General features: G+C 67.2%; 23 protein-coding genes. 9 read left to right on the top strand and 14 right to left on the bottom strand.

Annotated features, from left to right (window positions below):
- The first annotated feature begins 34 nt into the window (after positions 1–34).
- Positions 35–1,462 carry an RNB domain-containing ribonuclease gene (locus OSB52_RS06820; RefSeq protein WP_235722737.1) on the top strand — a complete coding sequence of 476 codons (1,428 nt, stop codon included), beginning with the start codon at positions 35–37 and terminating at the stop codon, positions 1,460–1,462.
- A 32-nt stretch (positions 1,463–1,494) separates the two neighbouring features.
- Here the strand turns inward: OSB52_RS06820 and OSB52_RS06825 are convergent, their stop codons facing one another.
- From OSB52_RS06825 to panB, 3 genes are all read right to left on the bottom strand, one after another.
- Positions 1,495–2,991, bottom strand: a complete 1,497-nt coding sequence (locus OSB52_RS06825; RefSeq protein ID WP_266060917.1) for a CYTH and CHAD domain-containing protein — start codon at positions 2,989–2,991, stop codon at positions 1,495–1,497.
- A gap of 89 nt (positions 2,992–3,080) precedes the next feature.
- Positions 3,081–4,055 (bottom strand): prolyl aminopeptidase, encoded by a 975-nt coding sequence (pip, locus tag OSB52_RS06830; RefSeq protein WP_235722739.1) that lies wholly within the window; start codon positions 4,053–4,055, stop codon positions 3,081–3,083.
- 59 nt (positions 4,056–4,114) lie between these two features.
- The gene (gene panB / locus OSB52_RS06835) at positions 4,115–4,978 is read right to left on the bottom strand and encodes a 3-methyl-2-oxobutanoate hydroxymethyltransferase (RefSeq protein WP_235722740.1); all 864 of its coding nucleotides are present in this window, start codon (positions 4,976–4,978) and stop codon (positions 4,115–4,117) included.
- Between the two features lie 163 nt (positions 4,979–5,141).
- On the opposite strand from panB, the gene OSB52_RS06840 reads away from it, so the two are divergent.
- The 4 genes from OSB52_RS06840 to OSB52_RS06855 all read left to right on the top strand — a co-directional run bounded on the left by OSB52_RS06840 (position 5,142) and on the right by OSB52_RS06855 (position 11,795).
- Positions 5,142–6,677, top strand: a complete 1,536-nt coding sequence (locus OSB52_RS06840) for an alpha/beta fold hydrolase (RefSeq protein WP_266060919.1) — start codon at positions 5,142–5,144, stop codon at positions 6,675–6,677.
- 84 nt (positions 6,678–6,761) lie between these two features.
- Complete coding sequence (glnA, locus tag OSB52_RS06845; RefSeq protein WP_235722742.1) at positions 6,762–8,102, top strand: type I glutamate--ammonia ligase; 1,341 nt, start codon at positions 6,762–6,764, stop codon at positions 8,100–8,102.
- A 49-nt stretch (positions 8,103–8,151) separates the two neighbouring features.
- Entirely contained in the window at positions 8,152–11,166 is a 3,015-nt protein-coding gene (locus tag OSB52_RS06850) for a bifunctional [glutamine synthetase] adenylyltransferase/[glutamine synthetase]-adenylyl-L-tyrosine phosphorylase (protein WP_266060920.1), read from the top strand.
- Positions 11,163–11,795, top strand: a complete 633-nt coding sequence (locus OSB52_RS06855; RefSeq protein WP_266060921.1) for a biliverdin-producing heme oxygenase — start codon at positions 11,163–11,165, stop codon at positions 11,793–11,795. Before OSB52_RS06850 ends, OSB52_RS06855 begins: the two co-directional genes overlap by 4 nt.
- Here OSB52_RS06855 and OSB52_RS06860 read toward each other — a convergent pair.
- The 4 genes from OSB52_RS06860 to glnA (OSB52_RS06875) all read right to left on the bottom strand — a co-directional run bounded on the left by OSB52_RS06860 (position 11,792) and on the right by glnA (OSB52_RS06875) (position 14,473).
- Positions 11,792–12,202, bottom strand: coding sequence for a phage holin family protein (locus OSB52_RS06860; RefSeq protein WP_266060922.1), 411 nt, complete (start codon positions 12,200–12,202; stop codon positions 11,792–11,794). The genes OSB52_RS06855 and OSB52_RS06860 overlap by 4 nt on opposite strands.
- Before the next feature lie 129 nt (positions 12,203–12,331).
- Complete coding sequence (locus OSB52_RS06865) at positions 12,332–12,634, bottom strand: GlsB/YeaQ/YmgE family stress response membrane protein (protein ID WP_235722747.1); 303 nt, start codon at positions 12,632–12,634, stop codon at positions 12,332–12,334.
- 58 nt (positions 12,635–12,692) lie between these two features.
- A complete protein-coding gene (locus tag OSB52_RS06870) occupies positions 12,693–12,884 on the bottom strand; it encodes a hypothetical protein (protein ID WP_235722748.1) in 192 nt (63 codons plus the stop codon).
- Positions 12,885–13,039: 155 nt separating this feature from the next.
- Positions 13,040–14,473 (bottom strand): type I glutamate--ammonia ligase, encoded by a 1,434-nt coding sequence (gene glnA / locus OSB52_RS06875; RefSeq protein ID WP_235722750.1) that lies wholly within the window; start codon positions 14,471–14,473, stop codon positions 13,040–13,042.
- 346 nt (positions 14,474–14,819) lie between these two features.
- On the opposite strand from glnA (OSB52_RS06875), the gene OSB52_RS06880 reads away from it, so the two are divergent.
- A complete protein-coding gene (locus OSB52_RS06880; RefSeq protein WP_235722751.1) occupies positions 14,820–15,317 on the top strand; it encodes an RDD family protein in 498 nt (165 codons plus the stop codon).
- A gap of 50 nt (positions 15,318–15,367) precedes the next feature.
- Here OSB52_RS06880 and OSB52_RS06885 read toward each other — a convergent pair whose 3' ends face one another.
- The gene (locus tag OSB52_RS06885) at positions 15,368–15,823 is read right to left on the bottom strand and encodes a TetR/AcrR family transcriptional regulator (protein ID WP_266060925.1); all 456 of its coding nucleotides are present in this window, start codon (positions 15,821–15,823) and stop codon (positions 15,368–15,370) included.
- A 141-nt stretch (positions 15,824–15,964) separates the two neighbouring features.
- Between OSB52_RS06885 and OSB52_RS06890 the strand changes: the two genes are divergently transcribed.
- Positions 15,965–16,204 (top strand): hypothetical protein, encoded by a 240-nt coding sequence (locus tag OSB52_RS06890; RefSeq protein ID WP_266060926.1) that lies wholly within the window; start codon positions 15,965–15,967, stop codon positions 16,202–16,204.
- Positions 16,205–16,234: 30 nt separating this feature from the next.
- On the opposite strand, the gene OSB52_RS06895 is transcribed toward OSB52_RS06890, so the two are convergent.
- From OSB52_RS06895 to OSB52_RS06920, 6 genes are all read right to left on the bottom strand, one after another.
- Complete coding sequence (locus OSB52_RS06895) at positions 16,235–16,975, bottom strand: DUF4191 domain-containing protein (RefSeq protein ID WP_266060928.1); 741 nt, start codon at positions 16,973–16,975, stop codon at positions 16,235–16,237.
- Positions 16,976–17,106: 131 nt separating this feature from the next.
- Positions 17,107–18,165, bottom strand: coding sequence for a lipoyl synthase (lipA, locus tag OSB52_RS06900; protein ID WP_372512370.1), 1,059 nt, complete (start codon positions 18,163–18,165; stop codon positions 17,107–17,109).
- A 2-nt stretch (positions 18,166–18,167) separates the two neighbouring features.
- On the bottom strand, positions 18,168–18,893 hold the full coding sequence (gene lipB / locus OSB52_RS06905; RefSeq protein ID WP_266060930.1) for a lipoyl(octanoyl) transferase LipB: 726 nt from the start codon (positions 18,891–18,893) through the stop codon (positions 18,168–18,170).
- Complete coding sequence (locus OSB52_RS06910) at positions 18,886–19,770, bottom strand: TIGR01777 family oxidoreductase (RefSeq protein WP_266060932.1); 885 nt, start codon at positions 19,768–19,770, stop codon at positions 18,886–18,888. Before OSB52_RS06910 ends, lipB begins: the two co-directional genes overlap by 8 nt.
- A 6-nt stretch (positions 19,771–19,776) precedes the next feature.
- Entirely contained in the window at positions 19,777–21,555 is a 1,779-nt protein-coding gene (gene sucB / locus OSB52_RS06915; protein ID WP_235722758.1) for a 2-oxoglutarate dehydrogenase, E2 component, dihydrolipoamide succinyltransferase, read from the bottom strand.
- A 166-nt stretch (positions 21,556–21,721) separates the two neighbouring features.
- Positions 21,722–23,248, bottom strand: a complete 1,527-nt coding sequence (locus OSB52_RS06920; RefSeq protein WP_235722759.1) for a leucyl aminopeptidase — start codon at positions 23,246–23,248, stop codon at positions 21,722–21,724.
- 95 nt (positions 23,249–23,343) lie between these two features.
- On the opposite strand from OSB52_RS06920, the gene gcvT reads away from it, so the two are divergent.
- Complete coding sequence (gene gcvT / locus OSB52_RS06925) at positions 23,344–24,453, top strand: glycine cleavage system aminomethyltransferase GcvT (RefSeq protein ID WP_266060935.1); 1,110 nt, start codon at positions 23,344–23,346, stop codon at positions 24,451–24,453.
- 62 nt (positions 24,454–24,515) lie between these two features.
- Positions 24,516–25,622, top strand: coding sequence for a branched-chain amino acid aminotransferase (locus tag OSB52_RS06930; RefSeq protein WP_266060937.1), 1,107 nt, complete (start codon positions 24,516–24,518; stop codon positions 25,620–25,622).
- The last annotated feature ends 16 nt before the right edge of the window (positions 25,623–25,638 follow it).

Genomic DNA, 25,638 nt, shown 5'->3' on the forward strand with positions numbered 1-25,638 from the left:
CCGGTCGGGCACCTGCTCGCATACAGTCGGGGGCGTGCAGCGCGTACTGTCGGCCCCCGATCTCGACTTCGACGCGGTTCGTACCGAACTCGGCGTGACCGAGGACTATGGTGCCGACGCACAGGCCGAGGCCGAACACCCGGTGGACCGGTATGCGGGTGAGCGGGAGGACCGTACCGACCTGGCGTTCGTCACGATCGATCCGCCGACGTCGATGGACCTGGACCAAGCGGTGCACATCGCCGCCGACGCCGACGGTTTCGTCATCTCCTACGCGATCGCCGACGTTGCTGCGCTCGTGGCCCCCGAAGGTGCCTTGGATCAGGAGAGCCGCAGGCGGGGCACCACGTTCTACTTCCCTGACCGATCGGTGCCACTGCATCCCCGGGCGCTGTCGGAGGGAGCCGGCTCGCTGTTACCCGACCAGCGTCGGCCGGCGGTGATGTGGACCATCCGGGTCACCCCGGAGGGTGCTGTCACGCAGGTGTCGCTGCGTCGGACGATGATCCGTTCGGTCGCCAAACTGACCTATGCCGGCGTGTCCGACGATGCCACGCGCGGCCGGCTGCATCCGTCGATCGCGGCGCTACCGGCTTTCGGCGAACTGCGGCACCGGGTCGCACTCGAACGCGGCGCCGTCGAACTCGACCTGCCCGACCAAGAGGTCACGCGCACCGATCGTGGGTGGATGCTGCGGCTGGCGCCGCACAGCCCGGCCGACATGTGGAACTCGCAGCTGTCGCTGCTCACCGGAATGTGTGCGGGGCGGATCATGGCCGAGGCGGGCGTGGGCCTGCTGCGCACCCTGCCGCCGGCCGATCATGCTGCGGTGGTGGCTCTGCAGAGCTCCGCCGCAGCCCTCGGTGTCCCGTGGCCGCCCGGAGCGACGCCCGGCCAGTTCCTCGCCGGGTTGCCACGCGATGCACCCGCGACACTTGCGTTGATGTCGGCCGGGGCGGGCCTGATGCGCGGAGCCGATCATCTCGTGCTCGGCGGTGACACCGGACATGCGACTGCGGAGAAGATGAGTCATGCCGCAATCGGCGGGGTGTATGCGCATGTGACCGCGCCGCTGCGTCGACTCGGCGATCGCTTCGCCACCGAGGTGTGTCTGGCGGTCACAGCCGGCGAGCCGGTGCCCAACTGGGTGACTCGGGCGCTACCGACGTTGCCGACTCTGCTGCGGTCGGCGGGCTCGCTGGCGTCGGCTGCCGACCGGGCCGGCATCGATTTAGCGGAGGCAACCGTACTGGCCGACCGAGTGGGGGAGACGTTCGAGGCGGTGGTCTTGCACTCGACCACGCAGAATCGGCCTGCCCAGGTGTTTCTCACCGAGGTCCCGGTGATCGCTCCGTGCGATGGTGACCCGCCACCGGGGCGTCGGTTGCCGGTGGTGCTGCGGGCTGCCGACCCGTCCGCGCGGGTGGTGCGGTTCGAGTTCATCCCCGATTCGGGGCAGTAGCTGGTGCCTCGAATCGGTACCACCGACAAACGTCAGAGGTCCTTGGCCGCCTTGCGGTAGTCGGCCAACGCCCGTTCGCCGTCGACCTCCTGCCGGGCGTCGATGCGCCCGAGGACGAACATGTCCGGTCCCGACAGGGTGTTGGTGGCTGCGAGTTCGCCGAGACGCTGACGGTTGATGCGGGTGTCGTTGTAGTCGCCGAGGGAGCTCTGCAGTCGCTTGGCGGCCTTGGCGACGGCCTTGTAGCGCTTGCGACCCAACGGCTCCGCGGCATCGGTGCTGTACCGTAACCGCTTGGCGCGCTTACGGATCGTGTGCAGCTGTTCCTCCCACTCGGGGGACCGTTCGGTCATCGCGGCCAGCGTTTTCTGCGCCTTGCGGATGCTCTTGCGGTTCTTCTCGATGGACCGGTCCACGGCGGTCACGGCATCGATGTCGGCATCGGGGCCCGGCGGCGGGGAGGCGATGAGTTCGTCGATCGAGTCGAGCAAGGCGAAATAGCGGGCCGAATTCATCGCGGAGTGCGCGGCTTTGATGGCCCGATCGTGGATGGTGGTCTCGGTGCCAGTGAGTTCGGCGACCAGTGCGGCCGAGGCGTTTTCCGAGCGCAGCAGTCCCTGGTCGATGGCGATCTGAACCTCGGAATCGCGAGCGTCGCCGAGAATGCGCGCCAGCAGCTTCAGTTCCTCGTTCAGATGGGCGGTACGCGCCGGGTCGAGCACAGTGGGAAAACCGGCGAAGATGCTACGCAGTCGTCGGCAGGCCACCCGCATCTGGTGGACGGCGTCCTCGGCGTCGATGCGCACCTGCGGGTCGTAGGCGACCAGGGAGTTGCGATGGATGGCGATGTCGGTGACGACCAGATCCAGCGCGGTGGGGCGCCGTCCGAGGTGCGGTTCGACGACGGTCGGCGTCGAACCGATGGCACGAGCAAGTTTGGACGCCGACGATGCGGTTCGCCCGCCGGAGTTGCGCAGCAACTTCTCGGCCGCCTTGAGCAGACGGGTGTCGCGGCCACCGTCGAGGAGTTCGAACTCCCACTCTGCCCATTCCTGGTAGTGGCCGCCGGGCAGCATCGACTGCGCGGACACGAGGTCCTCGGCGAATTCGGCAACGGGCCGACCGTCGGCGCCCATCAGCGTGGTCACCGTGCGCGTGGTGGACAGCGCGGCGACCGGGATCAGCTTGCGGGTACGGGTCAACGCGATGACCGGGGTGATCAGCTCGGCGGGGACGTCGGCGTCGGCGGGCGCGTCGCCGAAGCCGATCCGCAGCTCACGTCGGGCACCGGCGATGCCGGTGGGGCGCTTGAGATGCCAGCCGGCGTCGTGTCCGCCGGTGCGCCGGCGCATGGTGATCCGGTTGCCGGCGAGGTCGAGGTTCTCGGTGTCGAAATAGGTGGCGTCGAGCTGAAAGGTCTCCGGTGCCGACGCGCCGATGACACCTGGCAGAATCCGGAGGTCCGGGGCGGTGTGGCCCGCGTCCACGTCGAACTTCAGTTCCACTTCGATCTGCTCGGATGGGGCCACCCCAGATCCTCCTGTTCACCGGCCGGGGCTCGGCGTGGCCCGGCGTGCGCATACGTCGTCCTGACGAGTCTAGAGTGCACCGGTCATCGTCACCGCGACCGATTCGCGAAGTCGTCGGTAGCAGTGATCAAGTGGTGCTTGATACCCGGTTCGAAGGAGGCGTGACCGGCGTCGTCGACGATGTGCAACGTCGCGGACCGCCAGGCGCGGTGTAGATCCCACGCGCTGCGGGTGGGGCAGACGACGTCGTAGCGGCCCTGCACGATGACCCCGGGAATGTGCGCGATGCGGTCGATGTCGGCGAGCAATTGGCCCTCACGCAGGAAACCGTGATTGACGAAGTAGTGGTTCTCGATCGCGGCGAAGGCCAGGTCGAATCGCGGGTCGCCGGCGGCCATCCCGGAATTGTCCTGGGGCTTTTTCGGCAGCAGATAGCTGGTGGCCTGCTCCCAGCCTGTCCACGCGGTCGCCGCGGCCTGCGCGAGGTCCCGGTCGGTGGAGGTGAGCAACCGGTGGTAGGCCGCGACCAGGTCGCCGTCGCGCTCGGCTGCCGGGATCGGAGCCAGGTAGGACTCCCACAGGTCGGGATAGATGTGCGCGGCTCCACCGTTGTAGTACCAGTCGATCTCACTGCGGCGTAGCAGAAAGATTCCGCGCAGCACGAGTTCACTGACGCGATCGGGGTGAGCCTGCGCGTAGGCGAGACCGAGCGTGGACCCCCAGGACCCCCCGAACACCTGCCACCGGTCGATCTGCAGATGTTCGCGCAGCCGTTCCATGTCGGCGATGAGGTGGCCGGTGGTGTTGACCGACAGGTCGGCACCGTCGGCGATGTGCGGCCGCGACCGACCACACCCACGCTGATCGAACAGGACGATTCGGTAGCGCGTCGGATCGAAGAATCGCCGCTGCTCGGGCGACGTGCCGCCACCCGGGCCACCGTGCACGAACACCACCGGCTTGCCGTCGGCACGGCCCGAGACCTCCCAATAGACCTGCTGACCGTCACCGACGTCGAGATGGCCGTGGTCGTGCGGTTCGATCGGCGGATAGAAATCGCGCATGGGGTAAGCCTAGAGCGTGGTCGAGAACCGGCTCACCCGTTCCTGCGCGAGGGGGCGCCTCAGTAGCTGTGCTCGGGTGCGGGGAACGCTCCGCGACGCACCTCGTCGGCGTACTGCTCTGCCGCAGAGCGCAACTCCGACCCTACGTCGGCGAACCGTTTGACGAATTTCGCCGTCTTGCCGTGCGTCAGGCCAGCCATGTCCTGCCAGACCAGCACCTGCGCGTCGGTCTCGTTGCCCGCGCCGATCCCGACGGTCGGGATGGTGAGTTTGCGGGTGATCTGTCCCGCGAGGTCGGCGGGCACCATCTCCATCACGACGGCGAACGCGCCGGCTTCCTGGACTGCGATGGCATCGGCGACGAGTTGATCGCCGGCGTCGCCCCGTCCCTGGACGCGGTAGCCGCCGAGCCCGTTCACGCTCTGCGGAGTGAAACCGATGTGCGCCATCACGGGAATCCCGGCCGCGGTCAGCGTGGCGATCTGATCGGCCACCCGCTCACCACCTTCGAGCTTGATCGCGTGCGCGCCGGTCTCCTTGAACACCTTCACCGCGGACTCCAGCGCCTGCTGCGGGCCGGCCTCATAGCTGCCGAACGGCAGGTCGGCGACGACCAGGGCATGCGGCGCGCCGCGAACCACGGCGCGGATCAGCGGGATGAGTTCATCGACGGTCACCGGGATCGTGGTGTCGTAGCCCAGAACCACATTGGCCGCGGAGTCACCGACGAGTAGCACCGGGATCTCGGCGGCGTCGAAAATGCGGGCCGTCGAGTAGTCGTAGCAGGTCAGCATCGACCACTTCTCGCCGTCAGCCTTCATCTGGCCGAGATGGTGAACGCGAGTGGTGCGGCGACGGGGGGCCGAGGCGGACGAATCGCCCGCAGCGGGGCCCGTGGCGCCATAGACCGAAGATTCGGACATCGTTGTCTCTTTTCTGCCTCGAGTCCTGCCGTGCAGGTACCCGGGTTGGGGTTGGACACTGCCATTGTGGCACCGGGGAGTGCCCCGATACCTGCCGGTGACCTGTGGTTTTTCTCACATCCGGCGAATGGTTGCGGCGAGCGGTGACCGTACGATCTGTGCCATGGCGAGCTCCGGGACGCTACCTCGACGCGCCGGATTGCTCGTCCTGCTGGTGCTGGTGACGGTCGTCAGTGGCTGTCGCGTGAACCCGGCGGACGCCGAGATCGACTGGCGGCCCTGTGGTCCGGAGTTCGCAGTGGCCGCCGGCGCGGTACCCGGCATGCTCGCCGGGCGTGTGTCGTGCGGTTGGGTCGAGGTTCCGCTCGACCCAACCGACACGGGTCGGGGGACCGTCGATCTCGCCGTCGCGCGGATCTCTGCTGCGGGCCCGAGCAACGGCACGGTGGTCATCGACCCGGGCGGCCCGGGGGCGTCGGGCGTCGGCCATCTCGTCGGCGCGGCGGCGGCGCTGGCATCGCAACCGATCGCCGCCACCCATGATCTCGTGGCGGTCGATGCGCGCGGGGTGGGCGCCTCGCGGCCGTCGCTGCGGTGTCGCACCGATGCCGAGCGTGACGCCGAACGAGCGATGGACTTCGGTGACCGGTCGACCACCGGTGTGCGACGCATCGAGTCCTACCGGCGCAGCATCGCTCAACGATGCGCCAATCGGATCGGCACGCAGTTCCTTACGCGGGTCGGCACGGACTTCGTGGCAGCGGACCTCGACCGTGTCCGCCAACTGCTCGGCGTCGAGGAGATCTCGTTTCTCGGTCACTCCTATGGCACGCGTCTTGGTTTCGCCTACGCGCAGCGGTATCCGGACCGCCTGCACGCGATGGTCCTCGACGGGGTGGTGGATCCCACGCAGGACCCGGACGATGCGACGGTTGAGCAGATGGCCGGCTTCCAGGCTGCGTTCGACGCATTCGCCGCCGACTGCGTGGCCCGGGCGGGGTGTCCGCTGGGTGATCGCGCCGATCGCGCGGTCGAGGTCTACCGCGGCCTCGTAGGGCCCTTGGTCACCCGGCCCGTACCCGCCGGTGATCGATCACTGACCGCCGGGGATGCGGAGTCGGGCACCATCTTCGCGCTGTACCAGCGGTCCCGGTGGGGCGATCTGCGTCGCGCGCTCGGCTCGCTCGAGCGCGCCGACGGCACTCCGATGGTGCAGTTGGCCGATGCGTACGAGGGACGCGGCCACGATGGTCGCTACGGTCCGATGCAGGATGCGTTCCTGGCGATCAGCTGCGCCGACGAACCGCCGCTCGACGCGGGAGCCGACCCCGGCGAGCTGGACCGGCGGATGAGGATCGCCGCGCCGTTCCTCGACGACGGACGTGGCACCGGTCGGGGCCCGGTGAGTATCTGCGAACTTCTGCCTCCACCGGCCCGGTCGCCGGCGGAGCCTGGCGCCGATCCGGCGAGCGTGGCCTGGCCGGCGACGGCGCCGACTCCTCTCGTCGTGGCGACGACCGGGGACCCGGCGACGCCGTATCGGACGGCGATGTCGGTGGCCAACAGGATCGGGGCGCAGACGGTCACCGTGGTCGGCGCCGACCACACGGCGGTCTTCGTCGGTGACCGCTGCGTCGACGAGGCGGTCGACAGCTATCTGGCTGATCCCACCAACTCGTCACGAAGTCTCACATGTTGAGATGGCATCCGAAAAAGCCCAGCGTGTCGGGTTTGACTTGCGCGTGTAACACAGATTTAACAGCGTACTTCTAATGTCCCGGACATGGATCGCCAAAAGGAATTCGTGCTGCGGACCCTCGAAGAGCGCGATATCCGATTCGTCAGGCTGTGGTTCACCGACGTACTCGGCTATCTCAAATCGGTGGCGATCGCGCCGGCCGAACTCGAAGGAGCCTTCGCAGAGGGTATCGGGTTCGACGGTTCGGCCATCGAGGGGTTCTCCCGCGTCTCCGAGGCGGACACGGTTGCCAAGCCGGATCCATCGACGTTCCAGATCCTGCCGTGGACCACGTCGGCGGGCCGCCACCACTCGGCCCGGATGTTCTGTGACATCGCGATGCCCGACGGCACGCCGAGTTGGGCCGATTCCCGGCATGTGCTGCGCCGCCAGCTGAACAAGGCGGCCGACCAGGGATTCAGCTGTTATGTGCACCCGGAGATCGAGTTCTTCCTTCTCAAGGACGCCCCGCTCGACGGCAGCGTGCCCACACCGGCTGACACCGGCGGCTACTTCGATCAGGCCGTGCACGACGCGGCGCCCAACTTCCGGCGGCACGCGATCGAGGCGCTCGAGTCGATGGGGATCTCGGTGGAGTTCTCCCACCACGAAGGCGCACCCGGCCAGCAGGAGATCGACCTGCGCTACGCCGACGCGCTGTCGATGGCCGACAACGTCATGACCTTCCGGTACGTGATCAAAGAGGTCGCGATCGAAGAGGGTGTCTGGGCCACGTTCATGCCCAAACCGTTCAGCGAGCACCCCGGCTCGGCAATGCACACCCACATGAGCCTGTTCGAGGGCGACTCGAACGCATTCCACAACCCCGACGACCCGATGCAGTTGTCGGCGACCGGAAAGAAGTTCATCGCAGGCATTCTGCACCACGCCAGTGAACTGTCCGCGGTCACCAACCAGTGGGTGAACTCTTACAAGCGGCTCATTCACGGCGGGGAGGCGCCGACGGCGGCCACCTGGGGTGGCGCGAACCGGTCCGCGCTGGTCCGGCTACCGCTCTACACGCCGAACAAGGCATCCTCGCGCCGAATCGAGGTCCGCAGCCCGGATTCGGCCTGCAATCCGTACCTGACGTTCGCCGTGCTGCTGGCGGCCGGGCTCAAGGGGATCGAGGAAGGCTACGAACTGCCCGACGAGGCCGAGGACGACGTGTGGGCGCTCACCCCAGGTGAACGCCGGGCGATGGGCTACCGGGAACTTCCCGGCAGCCTCGCCGACGCGCTGACCGAGATGGAGAAATCCGAGCTGGTCGCCGAGGCGCTCGGGGAGCACGTCTTCGACTACTTCCTGCGTAACAAGTGGACCGAATGGGCCAACTATCGCAGCCTGGTCACCCCCTACGAACTCAAGAGCTACCTGCCTCTCTGACCCGCCACCTGAGTGAGAGGTGGTCGGCTCCGCCCGCTAGTTTTGGGTTGTGACTTCACTTCGTGGACGAGGCCGCCTGCCCAGCGCGGGACGGCTGGGGCTGCTCGAGGACACCGCTCCGGGCCACCTCTCGGAGTTGGGTTGGAACAACGACGAATCGGTCGACGTGCTCTGGGCCCTGTCGCGCGCGGCGGACGCGGATCTGGCGTTGCGTGCGTTGATGCGGATCAAAGGCGTGGTCTCCGCCGACGAGTGGTCGGAGATCGACCGGCTGATCCGTGACGATCGTGGCTTCCGGGGACGCCTGTTCGCGGTGCTCGGGGCGTCCGATGCCTTCGGCGATCACCTCGTCGCCGAACCGGCGAGCTGGCGGTTGCTGACGTCGTCGACGCTACCCACCCTCGACGAGATCTATACCCGGATGCTGGCATCGGTCGACGCCAGGGCCGAACCCGGCGAGGTGGAGCAGGGCAACAAGCTCTATCGCGCGGCGGTCACCGGACCCAAAGCTGTGGTCGCTCTGCGGATCGCGTATCGGAATCTGCTGCTGGAGCTGGCCGCGCACGATCTGGCGCCGACAGTCGAAGACGAACCGGTTCACTATCTGCCCGAGGTCGGCGGATTTCTCGCCGACGCCGCTGACGCGGCCTTGACGGCTGCGCTCGCCGTCGCGATTGCCGAGGTGTGCGGCGACAACCCGCTGCCGGTACGGCTCGCCGTGATCGCAATGGGCAAATGCGGTGCGCGTGAGCTCAACTACGTCAGCGATGTCGACGTGGTTTTCGTCAGCGAACCGGCCGACGGCGTGGCCGCCCGGATCGCCGGCGAGATGATGCGCGTCGGGTCGTTGGCGTTCTTCGACGTGGACGCGGCGCTGCGACCCGAGGGCAAGGCGGGCGCGTTGACCCGCACGCTGGAATCCCATGTCGCCTACTACCGACGATGGGCGAAGACCTGGGAGTTCCAGGCGCTGTTGAAGGCGCGCGCCATGACCGGCGACATGCAGCTCGCCGCCGACTACGTCGACGCCGTCAACCCGATGGTGTGGACGGCTGCCGAACGGGAGGATTTCGTTCCGGAGGTGCAGGCGATGCGACGGCGCGTCGAATCGCTGGTGCCCGAGGAATTGCGTGAACGCAACCTCAAACTCGGCAGCGGCAGTCTCCGCGACGTCGAGTTCGCGGTGCAGTTGCTGCAGATGGTGCACGGACGTGTCGACGAGGACATCCGCGAGAAGGCCACCGTGGACGCGCTGACCGCCCTCACCGCCGGTGGCTACGTCGGTCGCGACGACGGCGCCAATCTCAATGCGTCCTATCAGTTCATGCGTGCCCTCGAACATCGTCTCCAACTGCAACGCCTGTCGCGGACACACCTGTTGCCCGCCTTCGAGGACACCGGCAACATGCGGTGGCTGGCGCGGGCGGCGCACATCCGCCCAGAAGGTGACAAAGACGCCACGACCGTGTTGCGCGAGGAACTGACCCGGCAGAAGGCCCGTATCCGTCGCTTGCACGAGAAGCTCTTTTACCGTCCGCTGTTGGAGGCGGCCACCCGGTTCAACACCGACGAACTGACGTTGTCCGACAAGTCGGCTGAGCGTCGGCTGTCCGCCCTCGGCTACGCGAAACCCGAACGCGCACTGAGTCACATCCGCGCGCTGGCGTCGTCGCCCGGGCGACGGGGCCAGATCCAACTGCTCATCCTGCCGTCGTTGCTGGAGTGGATCGGCAACACCCCCGATCCCGATGCCGGCCTGCTGAACTATCGGCGGCTGTGCGACGTGATGGACGACGCCGAATGGTTCATCCGCCTGCTGCGCGACGACGGTGTGGTCGCCGAGCGGTTGATGCACGTCCTGGGCACCTCGGAGTACATCGCGAACCTGCTGATGCGTTCGCCGGAGGTCATCCACCTCTATTCCGACGGCGCCAACGGACCCAAACTGTGCGACGTGCGACCAGAAGACGTCGCCAAGGGGCTGATCGCGTCGACGGTGCGGCAAACCGACCTGAAACGTGCGGTGGCGGTGGCTCGTTCGCATCGCCGGTTCGAACTCGCGCGGATCGCCTCAGCCGACATCCTGGGACTGATGGATGTGCCGGCGGTGTGCGCGGCCCTGTCGAGTGTGTGGGCGGCGGTGCTGAACGCGGCACTGAGCGTGGCGATCGCGCAGTCCGAACGCGACCGCGGTGAACCCGCGCCCGCGCGGATCGCGGTGATCGGTATGGGCCGGCTCGGCGGGGGAGAGCTGGGCTACGGGTCCGACGCCGATGTGCTGTTCGTCTGCCAGCCGCAACCGAACGCCGATGAGTCGGCCGCAGTGCGATGGGCGCAGACGATCGCGGAGAAGGTCCGATCGATGCTGGGGTCGCCCAGTGAGGACCCGCCGCTCGAGGTCGACACCGGGTTGCGTCCGGAGGGTCGTAACGGGCCGGTGGTGCGGACGCTCGCGGCGTATGCGGCGTACTACGACCAGTGGGCACAACCCTGGGAGATCCAGGCACTGCTCCGGGCGCATCAGGTTGCCGGCGACGATCAGCTCGGTGTCGACTTCCTGCACATGGCCGACCGTATCCGCTACCCCGAGGGTGGGGTGTCGGCGGATGCGGTGAAGGAGATCCGCCGGATCAAGGCGCGCGTGGACGCCGAACGGCTCCCGCGCGGTGCCGACCCGGCGACGCACACCAAACTGGGTCGAGGCGGATTGGCCGACGTCGAATGGACGGTCCAGCTCCTGCAGTTGCGCCACGCGCATCGCTACATGTCGCTGCACAACACGTCCACCCTGCAATCGTTGGACGCCATTGGGGCGGTCGAACTGCTCGGCGAGAACGACGTGGCGCAGTTGAAGGAAGCGTGGCTCACGGCCACCCAGGCGCGCAATGCGCTGGTGCTGGTACGGGGCAAACCGGTCGATCAATTGCCGGCCCCCGGCAGCCAGCTGCGTGCGGTTGCCTACGCCGCGGGGTGGCCCGAAGACCAGGCCGCGGAGTTCCTTGAGCATTACCTGCGGGTGACGCGTAGAGCGAAGGTCGTGGTGCGCAAGGTGTTCGGCGCATGAGCGGGCACAACGCACAGTCGGTGTCCGCGGGTCTGCGTTCAGCAACCGCGGTGGCCCACGATCGCGCCGAACGAGCGCACTTCGTCGACGATCTGATGTCGGGACGTCTCGACGCCGCCGGGTACCTGCGGATGGCGGTGCAGCTCTATTTCATCTATCGCGCGTTGGAATCGGTCGGTGACGAACTCTCCGGCGACGAGGTCGCCGGAGCGGTGGTCGACGAGCGGTTGCGCCGGCTGCCGCGCCTGACGGCCGACTTGGCGGCACTCGGCGTGGACCCGACCACGATCACTCCGTTGCCCGGGGTGGCCGCGTATGTGGCTGCGATCGAGCGGACTCGCACCGATCCGGTCCGATTCGTCGCCCACCACTACACCCGCTACCTCGGTGATCTCAGTGGCGGACAGGTGATCCGCAGCCGGATGAAATTGCACTACGGGCTGACCGACGACGCGCTGAGCTTCTACGTGTTCGACGAGATCGACAAGCTCAAGCGCTACAAAGACACGTACCGGGACACTCTGGATGGCCTTCCGCTCGACGACCGCCAGGTGCGCAGCCTCCTCGATGAGGCGGTCCGGGCGTTCGAGCACAACGAACAGATGTTCGCCGAGCTGGCGGGACGCTAATTCGTGGAATCCGCCCGGTTCTCCCGAGCGCTGGTGATCCCTGCCTTCACCAGCAGGTAGGGGACCACCAGGGTCGCGGCGGCGGTCACCAGCCAGACGATGACGGTTGCGGCGATCCAGGTTTCGACGCCGCTGATCTCTATCCCGTTGCCGCCCAGCAGCGTCGCCAACAGCAATGCCACAAAGGTGGAGACCAGACCCACTCCGCCCATGAACGCCTCGGCGTTGCGGTGGACGAACTTGGTGATGAACGGGCTCAGGATCAACTGTGCGGCGGCGAAAACCGCCAGGGCGATGAGGAACCCCGCGAAGTGGACGGTCATGTCGTCGAGGATCCAGGTCGCGACGAGCAACCCGATCGCCGCGGAGATGAGATAGGTGAGCGTGCGCACCAGAATGCGGATCATGACGTCATCCTAGTGTCCGCAGGCCTGGCACCTGCAGCATTCGCCGGCCTGCTCGACCGTGTCGTCGCCAGAACGACGCCGACGCGCAACGATCGGGCCGGGCGGCGCGACCGGTGAATCAGGTCACGATCAGACGCGACGACCGGTGCCGGTGCGCTTGAGGATTGCCGAACCGACCGCGACGACGATGACCGAGCCGATCAGGGCACCGATGATGCCGCCCCAGTCGAACTTGTCCTCATCGCCGATGCCCAGCAGGCCGGTGAAGATCCAATAACCCAGCAGTGCGCCCAGTAGACCCAAGACGGTTGAAGCCGCCCAGGACTTCCATCCGCTCATCGCCTTGAATGCGTCGTTGGGGACCAACGCGCGGGCGATGGCTCCACACACGAAACCGAGTAGCAGCGCTGCGATCAGACTCCCGATGTCCATGACACCTCCTGAACGCAGACTAATCGCGCCGGGTCACGGCGACACCGATATTCGGTGACTACAAGATTTCGACTTTGGCGCCGGAGTCGAGCAGGATCTCGCTGCGGTCGTCGTCGGAGCTGGTGACGAGCTCCAGCAGGAGCTGATCGGTGGCGGTCCGGGTCGCGGGCGTGCGGACGACGGCTCGGATGCCGTTGACGCTGATGCGGTCGCCCGGAGTGAGGTCTTCGACGAATCTGGTGCGGCTCATGTCCTCAACTTAAATCGAATCGGAGTGAAACGGCAGGGTACAAAGGCCTTAACGTGACGTCAATCACGCGAATGTTGAGCTGCGCAGACGGCGAAGGGCGGCCGGGTGATATCCCGGCCGCCCTTCGCGTCAGGCGTGCTGCGCAGGTGCTGCGCTCAGCAGTCGTAGTACAGCGAGAACTCGTACGGATGGGGACGGATCTGCACCGGCTCGATCTCGTTCTCACGCTTGAGCGCGATCCAGGTCTCGATCAGGTCCTCGGTGAACACGCCACCGGCGGTGAGGTATTCGTGATCCTCTTCGAGCTTGTCGATGACCGCGGACAGCGAGGTCGGCGCCTGTGGGATGCTCTTGGCCTCCTCTGGCGGGAGCTCGTAGAGGTCCTTGTCGACCGGCTCGTGCGGCTCGATCTTGTTCTTGATGCCGTCGAGGCCGGCCATCATCATCGCCGCGAACGCCAGGTACGGGTTGCCCGAGCTGTCCGGGCAGCGGAACTCGAGGCGCTTGGCCTTCGGGTTGTTGCCGGTGATCGGGATACGCACGCAGGCGCTGCGGTTGCGCTGGCTGTAGACCAGGTTGATCGGGGCTTCGTAACCCGGGACCAGGCGCTTGTAGGAGTTCACCGTCGGGTTGGTGAAGGCCAGCAGCGACGGCGCGTGGTGCAGGATGCCGCCGATGTAGTAGCGCGCCAGATCCGACAGACCCGCGTAGCCGGCCTCGTCGTGGAACAGCGGCTTGCCGTCCTTCCACAGCGACTGGTGGGCGTGCATGCCCGAGCCGTTGTCGCCGAAGAGCGGCTTCGGCATGAAGGTGACGGTCTTGCCGTTCGCGTACGCGGTGTTCTTGATGATGTACTTGAACAGCAACACGTCGTCGGCCGCGTGCAGCAGGGTGTTGAACTTGTAGTTGATCTCCGCCTGGCCGCCGGTGCCGACCTCGTGGTGGCCGCGTTCGAGCTCGAAACCGGCGTTCTGCAGGTTGGTCGACATCTCGTCGCGCAGATCCACGTAGTGGTCGTACGGCGCGACCGGGAAGTAGCCACCCTTCGGGCGGACCTTGTAGCCGAGGTTCGGGCTGCCGTCCGGGTCGGTCGGCGAGGCGGTGTTCCACCAGCCCGATTCCGACTCGACCTCGTAGAAGGTGCCGTTCATCTCCGATCCGAAGGAGACGCCGTCGAAGATGTAGAACTCGGCCTCGGCGCCGAAGAAGCAGGTGTCGGCGATGCCGGTGGAGGCCAGGTAGTCCTCGGCCTTGCGGGCGACGTTGCGCGGGTCGCGGCTGTAGGCCTCACGGGTGAAGGGGTCGTGGACGAAGAAGCTGATGTTCATCGTCTTGGCCTTGCGGAACGGATCGATCCGCGCAGTGGCCGGGTCGGGTAGCAGCATCATGTCCGACTCGTCGATCGACTGGAAGCCGCGAACCGACGAGCCGTCGAAGGCGAGGCCGTCCTCGAACACGTCCTCGGTGAACGCCGAGGCCGGGATCGAGAAGTGCTGCATCACACCGGGCAGGTCGCAGAAGCGGATGTCGACGTACTCGACACCTTCTTTCTTGATGCCCTCGAGTAGTTCTTCTTTGCTGCTGTACACCGTGCGGTGACTCCTTAACTTGTTCGGGTGGCCAGCGACCTGGCCCGACTCAATCCGCCGCACCACGAGATGCAGCGCCGGATCTCAGCTGGAACCGTATGGACGCGAGGTTGCCTAGCCGTCAAGGGCATGTTTCTCCTGTGTTACACGCCCTTGATGCCTCGACAACACGGGTGTCCCGCATCGCAACAATGCCATGCCCGTCCCCGACGCACCACGCAACTCCCCGAATCGTCGCGAACGGTCGTCGGGGAGGTCGGCACACACGGGCCGATACCATGGAGAACATGCGCGTACCGACTCCGTCCGATCATTCGCCCTCGCCCGGTGTGGGGGAGTGGTTCTGATGGGCCGCGCAACGGGAACGTGGCTGTCGGGACCACAGATCGGTCCGGGCGGCGGTGGCGACTACCGTGGGCAGGATTTGGGCCTACCGGAGTCGGGACCCGGATCCCTGGCCGGTGGCTGGCTGCGGACCCTGGGACTCGGTGTGGATTGGATTCTGGCCGGTGGGGTTTCACTGCTGTTCGTCTCGTTCGACTCGCCGAATCTGGGCACGACGGTGTTGTTCGTGTGGTTCGTGCTGGGAGTGGTGTCGCTGACGCTGTTCGGCTTCACTCCAGGGCAGTTCGCTGTCGGCCTTCGGGTGGCGCGCGTCGACTACGGACCCGATCGGACCGAGGCGGAGGTGACCGGCGAGGTCCCTGTTGCCGCGGTCGGCATCCTGCGAGCTCTCGGTCGGCAGGTGCTGATCGTGTTCCTGGTGCCGGCGCTGATCAACGACTACAACGGGCGTGCTCTGCACGATCGCGCCACCGGCACGGCATTGGTCCGGAGCCGATGAGCCAGGTGATGGGCGCCGGTGCCACCTCGTAAAGGGCCACCGGCCGCCCGTCAGAAGGCCGCGCCCAAGCGCGCGAGCACCTCTCGCGACTCCGCCGCCGACTCGGCGTCGGTGACCGTCAGGACCGAGGCCCGCCACGTCGCGGCGAGGACTCGGCCGGTGCTCGTTCCGCCACGCGTGATGTCGGACAGGAACTCCGCCACGCGGTCTTCGTCGGCGTAGGGCGCCGCTTCGCCGAGAATGCGCGTGAACTCGTTGTCGACGGCGAAGTCGAACCCGACCACGAGCGCCTGTCGTAGCCGGAACGAGTCCCGACCGGCCGCCGCGCCCGTCATGCGGTCCAGCAGTCGTTGCTCGACATCGGTGCGCACCACCCGGTAGAGGCCGAGCTTGTTCTGGAAATGGTGATACAGGGCCCCCGTGGTGACGTCGGCGGCCCCGGCGAGATCACCCACGGTGACCTCTGCATACGGTCGGGCGCCGAACAGTTCGACCGCAGACAGCACCAATCGGCCCTTGGCCGAGGTCGATACCGGAAACCACTATGAAGCTGGAATTCTTACTGGCTCCGACGCGCGACCTACAGGCCTCGCTGAGCCTGTATCGCGACGGATCGGGCTTCGTCGAAAAAGTGGCGAGAAGGCGATATGACTGTGACGCTCGCGCTGCCCGATTCCGATGTCGGGATCATGCTGGACGCAGCCGACCCGGATGCCCCGAGCGGTCCGGTGTTCGCAATCGACAGCGTCGCCGCTTTTCACGCCGACCGGCCGAGTGAACTCGGCGTCGTCGCGGAGCCGTCGGAGATCCCGGACGGTTCGATCGCCGCCTACAGCGACCCGGGCGGTTTCGTCTTCTACGTGTTGGATCAGGCACAGGCCACGTGACGGCGCGTGGGTGACCGCACGCCCCGCGGATCAGCCCTTACGCCGCGCGGTGCGCTGCATCCCGCGGACCTTTGCGTTGCCGGGCATCGGGCCCTTGGGCATGCCCGGCCCCTGCGGATTGCGTCCGCCCAGCGCCGACAACCGACCCTCGAGGGTCTCCATCCGCTTGCCGTCGATGTTCTTGGGCAGCTTGTTGATGTGGCGCTCGAGCTTGTTCAGCGGGATCTGCCCGTCGTCGTTGCCCACCACGATCTCGTAGATAGGGGTGTCGCCGACGACCCGCGCGGCCTTCTTCTTCTCTTGGGCGAGCAGGGGTTTGACGCGGGTGGCCGAACCCTCGCCGACGAGGATGACACCCGGCTTGCCGATGACCCGATGGACGGCGTCGAGATGGGCGTTGCCCGAGACGGCCTGCTTCACCCGCCATTGGCCGCGCATGTTGCCCAACGCCCATCCGGCGGCTCCCGGCTGGCCTTCGGCCCGGGTGTAGACGGTGCGCTGCACGCGACGGCCGAAGAGGATGAACGCGGCGAGCAGGCCCAGGACGATACCGAGGGGCAACAGCAACCACACCGAACCGAACAGCAGGCCGAGCCCGACGAAAATGGCGACGATGAGCACGAACAGGCCGACCATGTACGGGATCAGCCGCTTGTCTTCCTTCCGCTGCATCTGGAAGGCCTGCCACAGTTGCTGGCGACGTTCCTTCGACGCCTGCTTCCGAGCCTTCTTCGCCGCGGCTTTCGCCTCTTTGTCTTGCGCCTTTGCCATGGAGCCCAGTTTACGGCGCCACGCCACCACCCCTCGCAAGGGTTCCTCCGGACGTGGTACGCAGGTCCTCCGGACGCGCGCGGAGGCGGAGATGGCCGAGGGGCGAACCCAGGGGTCGGTGTCGAGCCCGGTTACCTGCCGGCGAGGCGGGTGAGGAGGCTGGATGCCTCCTGGCTGGCCGAACCCTCGTCGGCGAGGTGCACCAGCGCGGGGGACAGGTCACGGCCGCGATATGCCATGGCCTGCGCGTAGAGCCGTCCCGCGCGGTAGGACGAGCGGACCAGTGGTCCGGCCATCACCCCGGCGAAGCCGACCTCGGTCGCGAACTCGGAGTGGTCGACGAACTCCTCGGGCTTGACCCACCGCTCGACCGGGTGGTGCCGCGGCGAGGGGCGCAGGTACTGGGTGATGGTGAGGATGTCGCAACCGGCCTCGTGCAGGTCGACGATGGCCGACTGCACCTCTTCTGGCGTCTCGCCCATCCCGAGGATCAGGTTGGATTTGGTGACCAGTCCGAAGTCGCGGGCCTGGGTGAGCACGTCGAGCGACCGCTCGTACCGAAACGCCGGTCGGATGCGCTTGAAGATGCGCGGCACGGTCTCCAGGTTGTGCGCCAGGACCTCGGGACGGGCCTCGAACACCTCGGCCAGCAGATCGGGTTTGGCGTGGAAGTCGGGGATCAGGTTCTCCACACCGGTGCCCGGGTTGAGACGGTGGATGGCCCGTACGGTCTCGGCGTAGAGCCACGCGCCCTCGTCGGGCAGGTCGTCGCGGGCGACACCGGTGATGGTGGAGTAGCGCAGACCCATCGCCTGGACGCTCTCGGCGACGCGACGCGGTTCGTCGCGGTCGAGTTCGGCGGGTTTGCCGGTGTCGATCTGGCAGAAGTCGCAGCGACGCGTGCACTGTTCACCGCCGATGAGGAAGGTGGCCTCGCGGTCCTCCCAGCACTCGTAGATGTTGGGACAGCCGGCCTCTTCGCAGACGGTATGCAGGCCTTCGCGTTTCACCAAGCCCTTGAGTTCGGTGTACTCGGGCCCCATGGTTGCGCGGGTCTTGATCCAGTTCGGCTTGCGCTCGATGGGGGTCTGCGCGTTGCGCACCTCGAGGCGGAGCAGTTTGCGGCCGGCCGGCTCGGGGGTGGCCGAGGAACCGTTGGCGGCGGTCGTGTGGTCGGTGGATGAGGACACAGTCACTGCTCCGATGCTACGCCCGTGGTGCTCAGGGCATCCGGGGCGCGATGGTCGTGGTCGAGTGCGTTGGTGATGGCCGCGGCGACAGGATCTATGAACGCGTCGAGGCCCAGTGGTCTGCCGAGTTCGCGGGCCAGCGAGGTGACGCCGGCGTCGGCGATGCCGCACGGGACGATCGCGTCGAAGGCGGACATGTCGGGATCGACGTTGAGTGCGACGCCGTGCAATGCGACGCCGCGGGCGACGCGGATGCCGATCTGACCGAGTTTGCGTTCGTCGGTCTTCGTGACGCTCGCAGGCGTGTCGACAACCCACACACCTGACCGACCCTCGACGCGGGTCGTCGCGACACCGAGATCTGCGCAGACGGTGATCAGTGCTTCTTCCAGGCGACGGACGTACTCGACCACATCGAGGGGTTCCGCGAGCTTCACGATGGGGTAGCCGACCAATTGCCCCGGCCCATGCCAGGTGATGCGGCCACCCCGGTCGACGTCGATGACCGGCGATCCGTCGGTCGGTCGGTCGGCGTCCTCTGTTCGTTTGCCCGCGGTATAGATCGAGGCGTGCTCGAGCAGCAACAGCACGTCGTGGTCGAGGACTCCGTCGGCACGGTCACCGGCCAGTTGATGCTGCAGGTCGTACGCGGTGCGGTAGTCGACGAGGCCGTCGAGTAGTCGGACCTCGATCGGATCGCTCGAGGCGCGGATCGAACCCTCACGCATTGGCGTATCCGAGTGCGGTGTCGATGTCGGGATGGCGGAATGAGAATCCATGTTCGGTGAGCACGTCAGGTGCAACGCGCTGACTGAACAGAATCATTTCCTCGGCCATCTCGCCGCCCACCGCCTTCGCCGCGAAGGCAGGCACCTTCAGGACTGTCGGACGATGCATCGAGCGGCCCACGGCCGAGGCGAACTCACCGAACGGCAGCGCACCCGGGGCGCACAGGTTCACCGGACCGCTGATCGAGGATTCGAGCAGGAACGCGATCGCGCGTACCTCGTCGGGCAAGGTGATCCAGGAGAAGTACTGCTCACCGCTGCCGATCGGACCGCCGAGGCCGAACCAGAATATCGGCCGCAGCCGACCCAAGAGACCGCCCTGGCGCGAGAGCACCGGTGCCGTCCGCAGCAGCACCACGCGGGTACTGCTGCCGGCGTTGGCCGTCGCCGCGTGTTCCCAGTCGGTGACCAGGCCGGCGAGGAATCCGCCACCGGCGCCGTCGGCCTCGGTGGCCACGTGACTGCCGGTGTTGCCATAGAACCCGGTCGCCGAAGCGCTGAGAAAGGTGGGCACGCCTGCGGCGGCCACTGCTTCGGCCAGCACCTCGGTGGGCGTGATCCGGGAATCCCGCAACTCCTGCTTGAACCGCCCACTCCAACGCTGGTTACCGACCCCGACACCGCCGAGGCCGATCACCGCGTCGACGCCATTGAGACTCTCCGCTGGGACCCCGAAAGTTTCAGGGTCCCAGCTGAACTCGTCGTCATCGAGTGCCTCGCGTCGCACCAGTCGGACCACCGTGTGGCCGGCCTCGCGCAGTGCGGCGACCACCGCGGTGCCGATCAGGCCCTGCGAGCCGGCGACGGCGATGCGCATCTCGCCCTAGAGTCCCAGATCAGCCGCGAAGCCGCCCTGCTCGAGCCGCTTCTTGATCGTCGTCAGGAAGCGGCCGGCGTCGGCGCCGTCGATCAGACGGTGATCGTAGGTCAACGGCAGGTAGGACATCGAACGCACCGCGATCGACTCCGAGGCGTCGTCGCCGGTGATCACGACCGGACGCTTAACGATCGCACCGGTGCCGAGCATCGCCGCCTGCGGCGGGACCAGGATCGGCGTGTCGAACAGTGCGCCCTGGCTGCCGATGTTGGTGATGGTGAACGTGCCGCCGGCCAACTCGTCGGGCTTCAGGCCGCCGGCGCCCTTGCGGGCGCGGGCCGCGATGTCGGCGATGGCGCGGGCCAACCCGGCGATCGACAGGTCGTCGGCGTTGTGAATGACCGGCGACAGCAACCCCTGCTCGGTGTCCACGGCGATGCCGAGATGCACCTTGTCGTAGTAGGTGATCTCCTTGCGGTCCTCGTCGATCGACGCGTTGACATTCGGATGCGCCTTGAGCGCCTCGACGACGGCCTTGGCGATGAACGGCAAGAAGGTGAGATTCACACCCTCGGAGGCCTTGAAGGATTCCTTGGCCTGCTTGCGCAGCGACACGATCTTGGTCATGTCCACCTCGAAGACCTGCGTCAGCTGCGCGCTGGTCTGCAGCGATTCGCGGGTCTTCTTCGCGGTGATCTGACGGATGCGGTTGATCTTCTGCGTGGTCCCGCGCAGTTCGGCCAACTCCGGCTTGATCTCCGGGGCCGACGACGCCGGCGCCGATGGCGCGGACGCGGCCGGTGACGCCGCCGGTGCCGGCTCGGGAGCCTTCGCCGACTCAGCCGCCGCGAGCACATCCTGCTTGCGGATGCGACCGCCGACGCCGGTGCCCTTGATGGAATTCAGGTCGATGTCGTTCTCGGCAGCCAGTTTCCGGACGAGGGGCGTGACATACGGTGTCGACGACATCGTCTCCGGATCGGCCTTCGACACCGTGACGGTGTCGGACTCGGCGGCCGGGGCCGACTTCTCTTCGGGGGCCGGCTTCGCCTCAGATTTCGCGGGTTCCGGTTCCGGCTCCGGCTCGGGCTCGGTCTTCGCAGGCTCGGGTTCCGGCTCGGGCTCGGACTTCTGAGTCGGTGCCGCCGACGCGTCGCCGATCACTGCGAGCTTCCCGCCGACCTCGATCACGTCGTCTTCCTGAGCGACGATCTCGAGCAGGGTGCCGGCAATCGGCGCGGGGATCTCGGTGTCGACCTTGTCGGTGGACACCTCGAGCAGCGGCTCGTCGGCCTCCACGCTGTCGCCGACGGACTTGAGCCAATTGGTGACGGTGCCCTCGGTGACGGACTCGCCGAGTTCGGGCATCACCACATCGGTGCCCTCGGCCGACCCGCCGCCCTGGGTGGACTCCGCGGACGGCTTCTCGGCAGGCGCCTCGGCCTCGGTGGAGGGGGCCTCGTCGGCCTGCTCGGGTTCACCGGCGTCGGTCGGCTCGTCGCCACCCGCCGAGTCGTCACCGCTCGAGTCGTCACCGGCCTGCTCATCGGCGTCGCCGATGAGGGCGAGTTCCCCGCCGACCTCCACCACATCATCTTCTTGCGCGATGATCTTGGTGAGCACACCCGAAGTAGGCGCAGGGATCTCGGTGTCGACCTTGTCAGTGGAGACCTCGAGCAGTGGTTCGTCGGCCTCGACCGTGTCGCCCTCCTCCTTCAGCCACCGGGTCACTGTTCCCTCGGTGACGCTTTCACCCAGGGCGGGCATTTCGACGGAGAAGGCCATCGTTGTTGACTCCTGAACTCGAGGTGTTGTCGTTGGTCTGCGCGCCGCGGTGTGTGCGCCGTCGGTGCACCGAGACGGGCTGAGGCGGGTGAGCCGACCGTCCCCGATCACCCTACCCAAATCGCGTCACACAGATGTGGTGTGGCCGGACTTGTCTGTGCGGCGGTCAGCCGTCGGCCGCGATGTCCTCGAGGACGCGCGCGATGGTCCGGACGGGAACGCCGGTGCCGCCCTTGGGGGTGTAGCCCCACGCGCCGCCGGTGTTGAATGCCGGTCCGGCGATGTCGATATGCGCCCACGCAACCGACTCCGGCACGAATTCTTTGAGGAAGATGCCGGCCGCGAGCATCCCGCCGTTGCGATGATTGGTCACGTTGGCGAGGTCGGCGACCCGTGATTTGAGGTCGGCGCGGAGCTCGGTGGGCAGGGGCATCGCCCAGGCGTTCTCGCCGACCTCCCGCGACAGCGCGGCAACCCGATCGCGGAACTCGTCGGTGCCCATGACCCCCGGCGTACGCGCGCCGAGCGCCACCATCTGGGCGCCGGTGAGGGTGGCGGTGTCGATGAGGTAATCCGGTTCGTCCTCGCACGCGCGGACGATGGCGTCGGCGAGGATCAGCCGGCCTTCGGCGTCGGTGTTGAGGACCTCGACGGTGGTGCCGCCGTACTGGGTCAGGACGTCGCCGGGGCGCTGGGCGGTCGACGAGGGCATGTTCTCGGCCATGGGCACCGTGGCGGTGACCGACACGTCGAGGTCGAGTCGTGCGGCCAGGATCGTCGCGGCGATGACGGCGGCCGCGCCCCCCATGTCCGAGGTCATCGCATCCATGTTGGCGGCGGGCTTGATCGAGATGCCGCCGGTGTCGAAGGTGATCCCCTTGCCGACCAGGGCCACCTTCTTGGCGCCCTTCTTGCCGGCGTGGCTGAGTCGGACAAGCCGCGGCAGGCGCGAGGAACCCTTGCCGACACCGATGATGCCGCCGTAGCCGGCCTTCTCCAGCGCGGTGTCGTCGAGCACCTCCACCTTGAGTCCGACCGAACTGCCCAGGCGGCGGGCCCGCTCGGCGAATTCCTCGGGGTAGAGGTGGCTGGGCGGGGTATTGACGAAGTCTCGTGCGATCGCCACGGCGTCGGCCACCGCGGCGGCGTGCTCGAGGTCAGACTTGGTCGCCTTGTCCTTGTCGTCGCTGAGCAGCGTGATGCGTGTCGGGGGTGTCTTCTTGGGCTGGGTCTTGTCGGACCGGAAGGTGTCGAAACGGTAGGCGCCCAGGAAGAGTCCCTCGGCGACGGGTTGCAGCTGCAGCGTCGACAACGTGGTGGCGACGGTGCCGACCCCGTCGAGTTCGCGGATCACCACGCCCGCGGCCTGACGCAGCCGTTCAGCATCGTCGACGTCGGCGGATTCGCCGAGCCCCACCGCAACCACCAGGTCCACCGGCAGTCCGTCCGGTGCGGGGAGACGGGTGACCTCCCCATGCGCACCGGTCGCTCCGAGTCGGCCGACCGCCGTGGCGATCGCGTCGGCCTGCGCGTCGTCGAGGATGCCGTCGCCGATGACCAGGGTCGGTTCGGTGTCGGTGTCGGTGTCGGGCTTGATGAGACCGATCACCAAAGCGTCATCCGACTTGCCGAGAGAGGTTGCCACTGCCAGTTCCGGGCCGCGCACGCGGTCGATGCTGTCGTTCTTGCTCACGGCGTCAACTCTAGTCACGTCGACTCGGGTCACGCGGAGTCCGGCGACGTCGATGTCGACGCGGTTGTCGCCGCGAGGACCCTAAGGTTGTCGGTATGACCGAACTTCTCGCCGGACCGATCGCCGACCGTCACACTGCCCTCGGTGCCACTTTCGCGGCCTTCGGTGGCTGGCACATGCCGGTGTCCTACGCGGGCACCGTCGCCGAGCACACAGCCGTACGCGAATCGGTGGGCCTGTTCGACGTGAGTCATCTGGGCAAGGCGGTGGTGGCCGGGCCGGGAGCGGCGGAACACGTCAACCGGGTACTCACCAACGACCTCGCCAAGATTGGTCCCGGAAAAGCTCAATACACGTTGTGCTGCAACGACTCCGGTGGAGTCGTCGACGACATGATCGCCTACCTCGTCAGCGACGACGAGGTGTTTCTGATCCCGAATGCGGCGAATACCGCGGCGGTGGTTGCGCAACTCTCGGACGCGGCGCCCGCCGGGGTGACGATCACCGATGCGCATCGCGACTTCGGGGTGTTCGCAGTGCAGGGCCCGAAGTCGCCGGATGCGGTGGCCGAGCTGGGGCTGCCCACGGAGATGGAATACATGGCGTTTGCCGACGCGGAACTGTCCACCCCCGACGGCGCGGTGCCGGTACGGGTGTGTCGCTCCGGCTACACCGGGGAACGCGGCTTCGAGATACTGCCGCGGTGGGCCGATGCCGGCCCGGTGTTCGACGCGTTGCTGACGGTGGTGCAGCGACTCGGCGGATCGCCGGCCGGGCTGGGTGCTCGGGACACCCTGCGCACCGAGATGGGCTACGCCTTGCACGGTCACGAACTGAGCCCGGAGATCAGCCCGGTCCAGGCGCGGACGGGGTGGGCGGTCGGTTGGACGAAGCCGGAGTTCGTCGGGCGTGAGGCGCTCAGTGCCGAGAAGGCGGCCGGACCGGCGCGACGTCTGTACGGACTCAAGGCGACCGGCCGGGGAGTACCGCGCGCCGACTGCCGTGTTCTGGCCGAATCCGGCGGTGCCGACATCGGCGTCTGCACCTCCGGGACGTTCTCACCGACCCTCAAGCAGGGCATCGCGTTGGCCCTGTTGGCCACTGATTCCGGGGTGGGCAAGGGCGATCAGGTGGTGGTCGACGTCCGCGGCCGCGACCTGGCATGTGAAGTCGTCATCCCACCGTTCGTCACCTCGCACGTCTGAGGCGCGGCGTCGCCGTTGACGGCCGCGGTTATCCGTTTGCCCCCCGGCGGTACGATTGGCCAATGACCTTGCAGTTCACGCGTACCGAACATCCCCACCCGGTGTCGGAGAATCGTCGTGCGGAGATCCTCGCCGCACCCGGTTTCGGCAAGTACTTCACCGACAACATGGTGATGGTCGACTACGACGTGGACCGCGGATGGCACAACGCGCAGGTGCGCCCGTACGGGCCGATCGCGCTCGACCCGTCGGCCATGGTGCTGCACTACGGCCAGGAGGTGTTCGAGGGGCTCAAGGCCTACCGGCAGCCGGACGGGTCCATCGCGGCCTTCCGGCCGGAGTCCAACGGACTGCGCCTGCAGCGTTCGGCCGAGCGGCTGGCGATGCCGCCGCTGCCGGTGGACGACTTCATCGCCTCCCTGCGTGTGCTGCTCGACGCCGACAACGAGTGGGTGCCCGCCGCCGGCGGCGAGGAAGCGCTCTACCTGCGCCCGTTCATGTTCGCCTCGCAGGCCGGTCTCGGTGTCAACGCACCGTCGGCGCAGTACATCTACTCCGTGATCGCCTCTCCGGCCGGCTCGTACTTCACCGGCGGTATCAAGCCGGTCAGTGTCTGGCTGTCCACCGAGTACGTGCGGGCTGCGCCCGGCGGCACCGGATTCGCCAAATGTGGCGGCAACTACGCTGCCGCATTCCTGGCGCAGGCGCAGGCAACCGCGCACGGCTGCGATCAGGTCGTCTGGCTCGACGCGGTGGAACGTCGCTACATCGAGGAGATGGGCGGCATGAACCTGTTCTTCGTCTTCGGATCCGGGGCCGACGCCCGCCTGGTGACGCCCGAACTGACGGGGTCGTTACTGCCGGGAATCACCCGGGATTCGTTGTTGCAGTTGGCCACCGACGCCGGCTTCACCGTCGAGGAACGTCGCATCAGCACCGAGGAGCTGCGCAAGGGAGTCGCCTCCGGCGACATCACCGAGGTCTTCGCATGCGGCACCGCGGCCGTTATCACGCCGGTCGGCCGGGTGAAGGGCGACACCGAGGACTACCTGATCGGCGACGGCGCGGCCGGCGAGGTCACCCAGGCGTTACGCGACACACTGACCGGCATCCAGCGGGGCACCTTCGCCGACACCCACGGCTGGATGACGGAGTTGTATCGCCGCTGAGTCGGTGCCCGGTGGT

The organism is Gordonia aquimaris, assembly GCF_026262595.1.
GTDB classification, from domain to species: Bacteria; Actinomycetota; Actinomycetes; order Mycobacteriales; family Mycobacteriaceae; genus Gordonia; species Gordonia tangerina.